The organism is Kitasatospora cheerisanensis KCTC 2395 (genome assembly GCF_000696185.1).
Taxonomy (GTDB): Bacteria; Actinomycetota; Actinomycetes; order Streptomycetales; family Streptomycetaceae; genus Kitasatospora; species Kitasatospora cheerisanensis.
On record NZ_KK853997.1, the window covers coordinates 6,368,997 to 6,381,797 of the forward strand.

Genomic DNA, 12,801 nt, shown 5'->3' on the forward strand with positions numbered 1-12,801 from the left:
AGCTTCACGCGGACTCGCGGACCCCGTTCGGCCCTTCCGGGCCGGGCGGGGTCCGTCCTTTTTCCGGGCGTGCCGTCAACTCCGTTCCGCGGCACGCTTCTTGGCGTAGGCGCGGGCGGCGCGGACGCGGTCCCCGCAGCGGGTCGAGCACCAGTGCCGGGCGGCGTGGGTGCGGACGTAGTAGCGGCTGCACGGGGCCCCGCCGCAGGCGGCCAGCCGGACGGCGTCCGGGCCGGTGAGCAACTCGGCGGCGTCGGCGGCGAGTCGGGCCATCGCCTGGATGGCGATCGGGTCGGCCGGGTGGGGGAGGGTGCGGTGCAGGCCGCGCTCGGCGTCCCAGTGCAGCAGCGGGGTGGCCGGGGTGGCGGTGAGCGCGCCGTTCAGGACGGCCAAGGCGTGGGCGGGGGCGGGAGTTCGGCGGTGCGGGCGGCGAACAGCTCGCGGACGGCGGTGCGCAGGCCGTGCAGGCGGTCGGTGCACTGCTGGTGGATCCGGCCGTCGGCCGGGGCGAGACCGTGCCCGATCAGCCAGTCGGTGGCCGTCTCCGGCGAGCCCAGCAGGTCGAGCGGGCCGGCGGGCAGGGTGAGCAGCGAGTTGGCGAAGTCCAGCGCGGGGTACTGCTCGGCGCCCGGTGCGGGGGGCTGGGGGGCGGCGGGGCTGGTGGTGGTGCGCTGGCTCATGCACCTCATGGTAAAGGCTCGGGTTGGGCGTGAGGAGGGGGCCGCGCATCGTCCTCACGGAAAAGCTTGCGGTTCTCCGTGATGGGCCGTTAGATTTCTCTCACGGCAAACCGCTCTCTCTTCCGTGAGGTGTTTCATGACCGCTACCCCCGCCGTCCAGGTCTTCGGCGGCCCCACCGCGCTCATCGAGTACGGCGGCCTGCGCCTGCTCACCGACCCCACCTTCGACGCGCCCGGCGAGTACCCGATCGGCGGCGGCCGGCTCCTCACCAAGACCCGGCCCGGCACCGTCGACCCCGCGGCCCTCGGGCCGGTGGACGCGGTGCTGCTCTCCCACGACGAGCACCCCGACAACCTCGACCACAGCGGCCGCACGTTCCTCGCCGACGTCCCGCTCACCCTCACCACCCGCGGCGGCGCGGAGCGGCTCGGCGGCACCGCGAAGGGCCTCGTCCCGTGGCAGAGCGTCGAGTTGACCCGCCCCGACGGCGGCACCGTCACCGTCACCGGCGTCCCCGCCCAGCACGGCCCCGAGGGCTGCGAGCCCGTCACCGGCGAGGTGATCGGCTTCGTGCTGACCGGTGACGGCCTGCCCGTGGTCTACGTCTCCGGCGACAACGCGTCCCTCGGCATCGTCGAGATGATCGCCTCGCACTACGCCCCCGTCGACACCGCCGTGCTGTTCGCCGGCGGCGCCCGCACCGGCCTGTTCGACAACGACCTGCTCACCCTCGACAGCGCCCGCGCCGCCGAGGCCGCCCGCATCCTCGGGGCCCGCCGCGTGGTCCCCGTCCACTTCGACAGCTGGGCGCACTTCACCGAGGGCCGCGAGCCCCTGCTCGCCGCCTTCGCCGCCGCCGGCCTCTCCGAGATCCTCGACCTGGCCTGACCCGGCCCCGCCCGTGACCCGCCCGGCCGACCGCCGTCACCGTGGGGCGCCGTGGGGGCGTCCGGCCTGGTCGGGGTGTGGGAGGGCGGTGCCAGAATGGCCGGGCGGTGTGGATCGGCGGTCGGGAGGCGCGGGCAGTGGGGTGGAGCGGGCGGCGGGCCAGGGAGGTCGTGGGGCGGGCGGAGCGGCTGCGGGAGGCCGCGCGCGGGGTGGTGGCGGAGCGGGCCGCCGCGGTGGGGGCCGTGGTGGACGCGCACGCGCGGATCTTCCGGGGGCTGGTGCGGGCCGAGTTGGAGGCCATACCGGTCGAGCGGCTGAAGGAGGTCACCGAGGGGCGGCTGCAGACCGGGGTGCTGGCCGCGGCCGGGTACCGGACGGTCGCGCAGGTGAGCGGGGCGAGCGCCCAGGAGCTGGTCCGGATTCCGGGGATCGGCGGACCGACGGCCCAGCAACTCGTGGGCGCCGCACGGCAGATCGCCGAGGCGGTGGAGCAGAGCACGGCGGTGCGGATCGACCCCGCGCAGCCCGACGCCGACACCACCGGCCTGCTGGTCGCCCTGCACCGCCTGGTGCTGGCCGGGCCGGCCGCCCGCCGCGCGGCGGCAGAGGCCGAGGAGATCGACGCCCTGCTGACCGAGCCGCTGGCGGCGGCCCGCCCCGCCCGCGGAGTGCTGCGGGGCCTGCTGGCCGGCGCCGAACGGCGTGAACTCGCGCAGCGGGCCGTCGAGTTGCTGGAGCGGCAGGTGGCGGCCGCGGAGGCCGACGGCCTGCCGCTGCGGCTCGCCCAGGCCGGGGCCGACCTGCTGCGGCCGGACGCCGGCGAGGTCGAGGTCCGGGTCGAGTTCGAGCACCGGTCCGCCGAGTTCTACGCGGAGCTGGCGCTGCTCGCCGAGGACGGCCGGCTCACCGGCGTCGACGGCGGCGGGCGGGGCGCCGCCGAGGGCCACCTGCCGGACGCGCTCGCCGAGTCGGTCCGCGCCGAGCCGCTGGACGACCGCGGCTGCACCGTCTCGCTGCGCGGCTACCAGGCGTTCGGGGCGCGCTTCGCGCTGGCCCGCAAGCGGGTGATGATCGGCGACGAGATGGGCCTCGGCAAGACCGTGCAGGCGCTCGCCGTGCTGGCCCACCTGGCGGCGGCGGGCCGGCGGCACTTCCTGGTGGTCTGCCCGGCCTCCGTCCTGGTCAACTGGCAGCGGGAGACGGAGAGTCGGACCACCCTCGCGGCCCACCGCTACCACGGCGCGGCCAAGGAGTCCGCCCGCGCCCGGTGGCTCGCCGAGGGCGGCGTCCTGGTCGCCACCTACGAGTCGCTGCGCACCCTGCCTGAGGACCCGGTCGCCGCGCTGGTGGTGGACGAGGCGCACTTCGTCAAGAACCCGGCCGCGCTGCGCACCCGGCTGGTCGGCGAGTGGGCGGAGCGCACCGAGTACGTGCTGTTCCTGACGGGCACGCCGATGGAGAACCGGGTGGAGGAGTTCCGCACCCTGATCGGCCACCTCCAGCCCGACCTGCTGCCCGAGCTGCCGGCCGGCCTCGGGGTGGCGGGCCCGGTGGCGTTCCGCAAGGCCGTCGCCCCCGCCTACCTGCGGCGCAACCAGCAGGACGTGCTGACCGAACTGCCGGACGTGGTGCGGGTGGACGAGTGGGGCGAGCTCTCCGAGCCGGACCGGGCCGCGTACGCCGCGGCGGTCGCCGAGGGCAACTTCATGGCGATGCGGCGCGCCGCGTACGCCGAGCCCGCGCACTCCGCGAAGCTGCGCCGGCTGCGCGAACTGGTCGCGGAGGCGGCCGGGAGCGGGCACAAGGTGGTGGTGTTCTCGTACTTCCGGGAGGTGCTGGCCACCGTCCGGGACGCGCTCGGCGAGGCGGTGACGGGCACCGTCTCCGGGGCGCTGCCGGCCGAAGCCCGGCAGGAGGCGGTGGACGCGTTCACCGCCGCGGACGGCCACGCGGTGCTGCTCTGCCAGATCCAGGCCGGCGGTCTCGGGCTCAACCTCCAGGCCGCGAGCGTGGTGGTGCTGTGCGAGCCGCAGTTGAAGCCGACCCTGGAGGACCAGGCGGTGGCCCGGGCCCAGCGGATGGGCCAGATCCGCCGGGTCCGGGTGCACCGGCTGCTCGCCACCGACAGCCTGGACCGCGGGCTGGTGGAGATGCTGCGCGGCAAGGCCGAGCTGTTCGACCGCTACGCCCGGCGCAGCGACCTCGCCGAGTCGGCCCCCGAGGCGGTGGACATCTCGGACCGGGCGCTCGCCGTCCGGATCGTCGAGGACGAGCAACTGCGGCTGGCGGCACGGGGGTAGCGGTCACAGCCGGACCAGCATCTTGCCGGTGTTGGCGCCGCCGAGCACGCCGAGGAAGGCGTCCACGGTGCGGTCGAAGCCGTCCAGCACGGTCTCCGGGGAGATCACCCGGCCGGAGCGCAGGTGCGGGGCGAGCAGTTCGTACAGCTCCTCCTGGGCGTCCAGGTGGTTCCGGACCAGGAAGCCCTCCAAGCGGATGCTGCGGCCGACCAGTTCGAACAGGTTGTGCGGGGCGGCGGGCGGCGTGGTCGCGTACTGGGCGATCGCGCCGCACCAGGCGATCCGGCCGAAGTCGCGCATCGAGCCGATCGCGGCGGCCAGGTGGTCGCCGCCGACGTTGTCGAGGTACACGTCGATGCCGTCGGGGGCGGCCGCGGCCAGCAGGTCGGCCACCGGGCCGTCGTGGTAGTCGAACGCGGCGTCGAAGCCGAGCCGCTCGGTGAGGAAGGCGGTCTTCGCGGGGGAGCCCGCCGAGCCGATCACCCGGCGGGCGCCGAGCAGCCGGGCGAGCTGCCCGGCGGCGGTGCCGACGCCGCCGGCCGCCGCCGAGACGAACACGTCCTCGCCGGGCGCGAGCCGGGCGATCCGGGTCAGGCCGACGTACGCGGACAGGCCGGTGCCGCCGAGGACGCCAAGGAAGGCGCTGAGCGGGACGCCGGGCAGGTCGGGCAGCACCCGCACCTCCTCGCGCCGCAGCACGGCGTGGGTGCGCCAGCCCTGACGGTGGATCACCGCCGTGCCGACCGGCAGCGCCGCGCTGCGCGACTCCACCACCCGGCCCACCGCCCGGCCCTCCAGCGGGGCGTTCAGCTCGTACCCGCCCTCGCCGCCCGCCATCGAGCCGAGCATGTACGGGTCGACGGACAGGTACGCGTTCTCCACCAGCGCCTCGCCCTCCGCCGGCGGCGGCAACTCGTCGGCGACGAAGGCGAACTGCTCGGCGGTGGGCAGGCCGGCCGGGCGGGCGACCTGGTGGACGGCGCGGGCGGTGCGGGTGGCGGTGCGGGACATGGCGGAACTCTCCGATGCGGTAGGGGAGTCGGCCCGCGAGGCTCGGTGCGGGCCCGACGTGTTCCACGCTAGGCAGCCGGGCGCGGGCCGGGCAGGGGCTCGCGTCGATGGCTGCGGCCGATCCATGAGCGCCGTTCATGGCAGGCGGCCCGGGGCGGGCGGGGGGACGTCCTCTACGCTGCCCGGGTGGCAGACGATCTCCTTCCGCAGGAGCTGCGGATCCTGGTGGCGGTGGCCGACAGCGGCGGCTTCACCGCCGCCGCCGAGCGGCTCGGGCTGACCCAGTCCGCGGTGTCGCACGCCGTGCGCGGCTGCGAACGCAAGCTCGGCGCGGTGCTGTTCGAGCGCGGGCGGCGCGGGGCGGTGCCGACGGCGGCGGGGGAGCGGGTGGCCGGGCACGCCCGGCGGATCCTGCGGCTGCTGGACGAACTGCCCGCCGAGGCCCGGCAGGGGGAGCCAGGCGGGCCGCGCGGACCGGTCCGGATCGTGGCGTTCCGCAGCGCCGCCGGGCGGGTGCTGCCCGCGGTGCTGGCCCGACTGGCCGAGAGGTGCCCGGAGTTGGAGCCCCAGGTGCGGGTGGTGCGCGACCTCGGCCGCGGCACCGCCGGCGAGGTCGCGGCCGGCCGCGCCGACCTGGCGCTGGCCACCCTCGGCGCGGCGATCCCGCCCGGCCTGGTCGCGGTGCCGCTGTACCGGGAGGACTATGCGCTCGCCCACCAGCAGGGCCACCCCGACCCGCGCGGCCTGCCGCTGGTCGACTGGGACGAGAACTGCGGCTCCTACACGGCCGACTGGTGGCGCCGCCAGGACTGGATCCCGTCCGCGACCATCAACGTCTCCGACGACACGGTGGTGCTCTCGCTCGCCGCGCAGGGACTCGGCATGGCGATCATGCCGATGCTCAGCCTGGACCGGCTGCCCGAGGGGCTCACCGTCACCGACCTCGGCCCGGACCGGCCGTCCCGGCAGGTCGGCTACGTCACCACCCCGGAGCTGGCCCGGACCGCCGCCGTGCGGGCCGTCGTCCGGGAGCTGCGCGCCGCCCCGCTGCCGGCCGGCGCGAGCGCGGTGCGGACCGCCGGGGAGGGGGCGTCCCGCCGCCCGTAGCGGGGGCGCCCGGCCCGGGAGAGAAGGTGGGCCGGGTGGGCGGCGGGACTGGAGTGACGAACCCCGCCAACGAGTCTGCGGGGCCGCGCTCACGTTCCACTAACGTCCCGCTGACGTGCGGGAACGGCCGCGGAATATGGTTGACTTGACGGGTAGTTGAAGGCCGGGGGAGGGTACGCCGGGGCGGCACGCCGGGCGGCCCGGGAGGCGACGGGGGGAGCGGTGAGAGCGCTCGCCGAGGTACGGGACGATCCGCTGACGGACGACGGACTGCTGCTGCGCAGGCCGCGGCCCGCGGACGCCCCGCTGGTGCTCCGCGGCACCCACGACCCGCTGGTGCGCGAGTTCCTGCAAGCAGTGATCCCGCACCAGGACGAGGCCGCCGCCGAACGCTGGCTGACCGAGATCCCGCCGCTGCTCTGGCGGACCGGCCGTGCCGCGTACTTCGCCGTCGAACAGCTCGCACCGCCCGAGCAGCCGCCCGCCGGAGATCCGGCCGACGGGGCGGCGCAGGACATCCCCGCCCCCGCCGGACAGGCCGTCGGCTGGGCCGAGCTGGTCAACCTCGACCCGGTGCAGGAGAGCGCCGAGGTCGCGGTCTGGCTGCTGCCCGAACACCGCCGGCTGCGCACCGCGAAGAGCGCGATGCGGCTGGTGTGCCGGTTCGGCTTCGAACGGCTCGGCCTGCGCCGGATCGACGCGTTCGCCGCCGCCGACAACATGCCCAGCCAGCTGACGGGCGCCGCGATCGGCTTCCGCCGGGCCGGCTACCGCCCCGCGCTGTTCCGCAGCTCCCGCACCCAGCGGCTGCACGACGCCGTGTACGCGACGCTCGTACCGGAAGACCTCTGCTGAACCACCGGGGCCCCGACACCCCGCACCTGAACCAGGAGTGACGACATGTCAGAAAGCAGCCTCCGGCTGGAGGACGGCGCGCTCGGCGAACTGCTGATCACCCCCGAGGGGTTCCGCGCCGTCCGGGACGGGCAGGAGCGCACCGGCCGGGTCGACGCCGCGCTGATCGTCCGGGTCCTGACCGCGCTCGGCGAGGCCCCCGCCCCGGCGCCCGGCACGGCCGCTCCCGCGGTCGGCCGCCGGCTCACCGTGACCGGCCTGAACGGCCGTCCGGACCGGCAGTGGACCGACGGCACCGCCGCGCCCGTGCCGGCCGCCGCCGCCCCGTTCGCGGCGCTGCTGGCCCAGGTGTTCGGCGAGCCCGGCGCGCCCGCCGTACTGCCCGGCGCGGTCGCCCTCGGCCACCCGTCCGCGCACGGCGCCCGCAGCGCCGCCGCCGTCGGCACCGTCGGCGGCCGGGCCGCCTACGCGCTGGTCGAGGAGGACGGCTCGTTCGGCCTGACCGCGCTCGACGACGCCGCCTCGCTCGGCGGCTCCGACGCCGACGCGGGCCTCGCCCCGTCCGCGGTCGCGCTCGGCGAGGCCGGCGGCCGCTCGCTGTTCGCCGTCGGCGGCACCGACGGCTCCGTGCAGGTCTGGGACGCCACCACCGGCCAGGTGGTGCACGGCTCCACCGGCGGCGAGGGCGCCCAGGCGGTCGCCGCGCTGATCTGCCGGGACATCCCGGTGGCGTTCTCGGCCGGCCAGGGCGGCGACCTGCGGGCCGTCCGCGCAGACGACGGCCGGGTGCTCGGCAACCTGCCCACCGGCGGCCACGGCGCGACCGTGCTGCGCGCCGCGCACTGCGCCGGCATCGACCTGCTGGCCGCGGCCGCCGCCGACGGCACCGTCCGGGTCTGGGACGCCGGCACCGGCGAGCAGCTGCACCTGCTGGTCGGCCACCGCGGCGAGGTCCGCGCGATGGCCGTCCTCGCCATCGAGGACCAGGCCGTGCTGGCCACCGCCGGCCACGACCGCCAGGTCCGGATCTGGGACCTCGCCACCGGCCAGCTCCTCGCCGACCTGCCCGGCCACACCGGCACCGTCACCGGCCTCGCCTTCACCACCCTCGACGAGCGCCCGGTGCTGGCCTCCTGCGCCCTCGACGGCACCGTGCGCACCTGGGACGTGTACGAGGGCCGCGCGCGGCACGGCTGGCCGGCCGGCAGCTGGCTCACCTCGCTGGCCGCCGCCGACGGCGTCCTGTACACCGGCGACGAGACCGGCCGGATCACCGCCTGGGACGCCGCCACCGGCAGCGCCCGCACCGACGCCCCGGCCGGCCGCCCCGGCACCCCGCTCACCGCGCTCGCCGCCGGCGCCCTGCACGGCCGCCCGGTGCTGGTCGCCGGGTTCGGCGACGGCACGATCGCCGGCTGGGACGCCCCGACGGGCCGTCAGCTCCTCGAACTCGCCGCCGACGGTGGCCCCGTGCACACCCTCGACCTGACCGCCGACGGCCCCGACGGCCCGCTGCTGGTCTGCGGCACCACCGCCGGCGCCGTCCGCAGCCACCGCCTCGCCGACGGCACCGCCCACCCGCTGCCCGTCCCGCACGCCGGAGCGGTCACCGGACTCGCCTTCACCACCGGCGAGCAGCCGCTGCTCGCCTCGGCCGGCCGCGACGGCGCCATCGCCGTCCGCTCCGCCGCCACCGGCGACGACAACCGGCGCTTCGCCACCGGCCACGGCCCGATCACCGCGCTGGCCGCCGTCGTCACCGGCGGGCAGCCGATCCTCGCCACCGCCGGCGAGGACCTCAAGGTGCGGATGTGGCACGCCGGCAACGGCGCCGCCGGACCGGTCTGCGAAGGACTCGACCGGCCCGCCGAGGTGCTGTCCTTCGCCGAGGTCGGCGGCCGGCCGGTGCTGATCGCCGGCTCCGCCGACGGCACCGTGCTGGTCTGGGACGTCCAGAACGGCAGCCGCACCGCCCGGTTGACCGGCGGCGGCGCGGCCGTCCGCGCCGTGGTCGGCCGCGAGTTCGACGGCGAGGCGCTGCTCGCCGCCGGCGACGCCGCCGGCACCCTGCGGCTGTGGCACCTGGGCAGCTCCACCCTGCTCAACGAGGCCGCACTGGACGGCACCCCGCTGGCCATCGAACTCGACGAGGCCGGCCTGCGGATCGTCACCCCGACCGGCGCCGTCACGCTCTGACGGCCCGTCCGCCGACCGCGGCCCGCCCGACCCGGCGGCCGCCCGGCCGAACCTCAGCCCCGGTGGAACCGTCCGCCGGGGCTGATTGTCTGTACCGGATAACGAGCCGGTAGCCTCCGTCACCGGACACGCAACACGGCGAGGGGTTACTGCGGTGAAGTTCCGACTGCTCGGAGCCGTCTCGGCCGAGAACGCCCGGGGCGAGGACATGCGCCTCGGACCCGAGAAGCGACGCAGCGTACTCGCCCTCCTGCTGCTGCGCCGCAACCGGGCCGTCTCGGTCGCCCAGCTGATCGAGGCGCTGTGGGTCGCCGAGCCGCCCGCCAACGCCCGCACCGTCGTGCAGAGCCACATATCCCGGCTGCGCGCCCTGCTCAGCGAGCAGGGTGCCACCGGGCGCGGCGTCCAACTCGCCACCGCCGGCGACGCCTACACCCTGCACCTGCCCGAAGGACAGCTGGACGTCGAGCAGTTCGACACCCTGGTGGCCGCCGCCCGGCTCGAAGCCCGCTCGCTGGACGTCGTCGACGCGCTGGAGCACGCCCTCGCGCTGTGGCGCGGCCCCGCCCTCACCGGCACCGTCGCCAGCCCGCCGCTGGAGGCCTGGCGGCAGACCCTGGAGGAGAACCGGCTCGCCGCCGTCGAAGCGCTCGCCGAGCACTACCAGCGGCTCGGCGAACCCGCCCGCGCCGCCGAACTGCTGCGCGCCGAAACGGTCGCGCACCCGCTGCGCGAATCGCTGGTCTCCGCGCTGATGCTCGCGCTGTTCCGGGCCGGCCGGCAGTCCGACGCCCTCGACTGGTACCACCGCACCCGCGAATCGCTCGCCGACCGGCTCGGCGTCGACCCCGGCCGGGCGCTGAACGCCGCCTACGAGCGGATCCTGCGCGGCGAACCCGCCGAGCAGCCGGCCCCGACCGCCGCACCCGCGCCCGCCGCTGTCGCCCCGTCACCCGCGCCGCCGTCCTCCCCCGCGCCCGCGGCGGCCGTCGCCTGGGTGCTGCCCAGCCCCGCCGGGCCGCCCGCGATCGAGAACCTGCCCGCCGTCGACCTGCTGCCCCGCGCCCCGCGCGGCTTCCACGGCCGCGAAGCCGAACTCGCCACCCTCGCCGACGCGGTGCACGGCGGCCCCGACGGCGCCATCGCCCTGATCACCGGCCCGGCCGGCGTCGGCAAGACCGCCCTCGCCCTGCACTGGGCGCACCGCAACGCCGGACGCTTCCCCGACGGCCTGCTCTTCGCCGACCTCGGCGGCTTCAGCGACCGCCCCGACCGCGAACTCGACGAGGTGATCGCCGAGTTCCTCGCCGCGCTCGGCGTCGCCCGGGAGGACCTGCCGGCCGGCACCGCCGCCCGCGCCGCGCTCTACCGGCGGATCACCACCGGCCGGCGGCTGCTGGTCGTCGTCGACAACGCCCGCGACACCGCCCAGGTCCGGCCGCTGCTGCCGGCCGGCACCGACTCGGTCGCCGTGGTCACCAGCCGGCACCGGATGCTCGGCCTGGTCGCCGCCGAACTCGCCCGCCCGCTGCCGCTGTCCGTGCTCGGCCCGGTCGAGTCCGCCGCGCTGCTCGCCCGGGTGCTCGGCCCGGCCCGGGTCGCCGCCGAACCCGACGCCGCCCGCGAACTCGCCCGGCTCTGCGACGGCCTGCCGCTGGCGCTGCGGATCGCCGCCGCGAAGATCTCCGCCGACCCGCGGCGCGGCCTCGGCGCGATCACCGAACAGCTCCGCCACGAGCAGCGCCGGCTCGGCCACCTCGCCGCCGAGGAGATCAGCGTGGCCAGCGCGCTGCGCGTCTCCTACGAGCAACTCCCGCCCGCCCCGGCCCGGTTGTTCCGCGCCCTGGGCTTCCACCCCGGCCCGGTGGTCGACGCCCACACCGCCGCCGCCCTCGGCGACCTCGAACCGACCGCCGCCGCTGAGGCCCTGGAGCAGCTGGCCGCCACCCACCTGGTCACCGAGACCGACGGCGACCGCTACACCCTGCACGACCTGGTGTGGCTGTACGCCCGCGAACTCGCCGGCCGCGCCGAACCCGCCGAGCAGCGCCTCGCCCGGGAACGGCTCGCCGACCAGTACCTGCACACCGGCCTGGCCGCCGCGCAGGCCGCCGAACCCGGCAGCAAGCCCTGCTGCGAACCCCCGGCGGGCAGTCACCAGCCGCGCGCCGTCACCGAGTTCGCCACCGCCGACGACGCCATCCACTGGCTCGGCGCGCACCGCGAGACCCTCGCCCAGGTGATCGCCACCGCCTCGCCCGAACGGGTCTGGCGCCTGGTCCTCACCCAGTGGCCGCTGATCCTGCGACGGCTGCGCGACGGCTGGGTCTCCCAGTTGGAGCACGCCCTGGACGCCACCCTGGAGTGCGGCGACCTGGACGGCGAGAGCCAGGTGCGGGCGATGCTCGGCTGGGTGCTGGTCTCCAACCGCCGCCTGCCCGAGGCCGTCACCTGCCTGTCCCCGGCCGCCGAACTCGCCGGCCGGGCCGGCAACCAGGTCGGCCGGGCCGTCGCCCTGGTCAACCTGGCCGCCGTGCAGGCCGAACTCGGCGACACCGGCGCGGCCGGCAGCAACCTCACCCAGGCCCTGGAGATCGCCCTCTCCATCGGCCACACCCACACCGTCACGCTCGCCCTCCAGCACCTCGCCCGCCACCTGCTGGACACCGGACGCCCCACCCAGGCCATCGAACGCTCGCTGCACGGCCTGGAGTTGATGGCCGACCAGATCCCGTCCTCGCGCCGGGTGCTGCTGCACACCACCTGCGGCGAGGCGCTGACCGCGCTCGGCCGGCACGCCGAGGCCCGCAGCCGGCTGACCGCGGCCCTCACCGAGGCCGAGCAGATCGGCCATGACGAGGCGACCGCCGAGGTGCTCGCCGCGCTCGCCGCCGCCGAGGACGCGGCCGGCCTCGCCACCGCCGCCACCGCCCACCGCCGGCGCGCGGAGGAACTCGGCCCGCGCTGACCCGTCCCGCCGCCGTCCCTCGGCCGTCACTCTGCTGTTCCTCCGCCGTCCCGCCGCCGGCCCTGCTCCGGCGCGCGGGGCCCGGCCCGCACTGCCCCCCGCTCCCGCCGCCGTACGAACTCTGGCTGCGTATACGCACGTTCGGCTCCCGGCAAGGGCGACGACGGCGCGTTAGTGAGGCGCAAGCGGAAGGCAAACGGCGGCCGCCAGCATGATGGGGTGCGGCAGCCGCGGGTGCGCGGGACTGCCCGTGGCACCGCTCGCCCCAGAGGGCCTCGTTCACCCGGTCGCCCCGGATCCCTGCAACGCGCCGTCCCCGGCCCGCACTTGTCGCGGAGCAGGCATGGGGAGAGGGCGGAAGACGGATGGCCGGCGACGGCGTGAACATCGACCTGGACGAGGTCCAGGCGGCAGCCAAGACGATCGAGGCCCTGCTGGAGGAACTCCAGGGCCCGTTCGCCCAGTTGGAAGCCCACATCAACATGGTCGAGGACTCGGTCTACGGGACGGACCTGCTGGGCAAGTCGCTGACCGGTGGCAGCTCCTCGGTCGGCGGCTTCAACAAGCACCAGAAGGACGTGCTGGCCGGCATCAAACTGCTGCTCAGCAACGCCACCACGATGGGCGCCAACCTCAAGACCATGGCCGCCCGCCACCAGGCCAACGACGAGGAACACGCCAGCACGCTGAGCCGGATCACCACCGGCGAGGACGCCCAGCTCACCCCGCTGACGCCGATCACCCCCGGCACCCCGCCGACCGGCACGCCGACGCCCACGCCGACCCCTACTCCCG

At 76.5% G+C, this 12,801-nt stretch carries 9 protein-coding genes and 1 pseudogene; 7 read left to right on the plus strand and 3 right to left on the minus strand.

What is annotated here, in order from left to right; all coding sequences use genetic code 11:
* Positions 1–75: 75 nt before the first annotated feature.
* Both KCH_RS28660 and KCH_RS46715 read right to left on the minus strand, forming a co-directional pair.
* A complete protein-coding gene (locus KCH_RS28660) occupies positions 76–393 on the minus strand; it encodes a CGNR zinc finger domain-containing protein (RefSeq protein WP_425268842.1) in 318 nt (105 codons plus the stop codon).
* Positions 381–680: an ABATE domain-containing protein gene (locus tag KCH_RS46715; RefSeq protein WP_425268843.1), complete on the minus strand. Its 300-nt coding sequence runs from the start codon at positions 678–680 to the stop codon at positions 381–383. Before KCH_RS46715 ends, KCH_RS28660 begins: the two co-directional genes overlap by 13 nt.
* Before the next feature lie 136 nt (positions 681–816).
* On the opposite strand from KCH_RS46715, the gene KCH_RS28665 reads away from it, so the two are divergent.
* A complete protein-coding gene (locus KCH_RS28665; protein WP_035867710.1) occupies positions 817–1,569 on the plus strand; it encodes an MBL fold metallo-hydrolase in 753 nt (250 codons plus the stop codon).
* A gap of 170 nt (positions 1,570–1,739) precedes the next feature.
* A complete protein-coding gene (locus KCH_RS28670) occupies positions 1,740–3,869 on the plus strand; it encodes a DEAD/DEAH box helicase (RefSeq protein ID WP_244305472.1) in 2,130 nt (709 codons plus the stop codon).
* 3 nt (positions 3,870–3,872) lie between these two features.
* On the opposite strand, the gene KCH_RS28675 is transcribed toward KCH_RS28670, so the two are convergent.
* Positions 3,873–4,880 carry an NADP-dependent oxidoreductase gene (locus KCH_RS28675; protein ID WP_035867711.1) on the minus strand — a complete coding sequence of 336 codons (1,008 nt, stop codon included), beginning with the start codon at positions 4,878–4,880 and terminating at the stop codon, positions 3,873–3,875.
* Positions 4,881–5,066: 186 nt separating this feature from the next.
* Between KCH_RS28675 and KCH_RS28680 the strand changes: the two genes are divergently transcribed.
* The 5 genes and pseudogenes from KCH_RS28680 to KCH_RS42770 all read left to right on the plus strand — a co-directional run.
* Positions 5,067–5,987 carry a LysR family transcriptional regulator gene (locus tag KCH_RS28680; RefSeq protein WP_035867713.1) on the plus strand — a complete coding sequence of 307 codons (921 nt, stop codon included), beginning with the start codon at positions 5,067–5,069 and terminating at the stop codon, positions 5,985–5,987.
* 222 nt (positions 5,988–6,209) lie between these two features.
* The gene (locus tag KCH_RS28685; RefSeq protein WP_035867715.1) at positions 6,210–6,842 is read left to right on the plus strand and encodes a GNAT family N-acetyltransferase; all 633 of its coding nucleotides are present in this window, start codon (positions 6,210–6,212) and stop codon (positions 6,840–6,842) included.
* A gap of 45 nt (positions 6,843–6,887) precedes the next feature.
* On the plus strand, positions 6,888–9,038 hold the full coding sequence (locus KCH_RS28690; RefSeq protein ID WP_035867718.1) for a WD40 repeat domain-containing protein: 2,151 nt from the start codon (positions 6,888–6,890) through the stop codon (positions 9,036–9,038).
* Between the two features lie 154 nt (positions 9,039–9,192).
* Positions 9,193–12,006, plus strand: coding sequence for an AfsR/SARP family transcriptional regulator (locus tag KCH_RS46265; protein ID WP_063750195.1), 2,814 nt, complete (start codon positions 9,193–9,195; stop codon positions 12,004–12,006).
* A 365-nt stretch (positions 12,007–12,371) separates the two neighbouring features.
* Positions 12,372–12,801: pseudogene (locus KCH_RS42770) on the plus strand (hypothetical protein); the annotation flags it as partial.

Coding starts and splice junctions, on each gene's coding strand:
- KCH_RS46715 (WP_425268843.1), bottom strand. CDS start 680: ATGAGCCAGCGCACCACCACCAGCCCCGCCGCCCCCCAGCCCCCCGCA.
- KCH_RS28675 (WP_035867711.1), bottom strand. CDS start 4,880: ATGTCCCGCACCGCCACCCGCACCGCCCGCGCCGTCCACCAGGTCGCC.
- KCH_RS28665 (WP_035867710.1), top strand. CDS start 817: ATGACCGCTACCCCCGCCGTCCAGGTCTTCGGCGGCCCCACCGCGCTC.
- KCH_RS28690 (WP_035867718.1), top strand. CDS start 6,888: ATGTCAGAAAGCAGCCTCCGGCTGGAGGACGGCGCGCTCGGCGAACTG.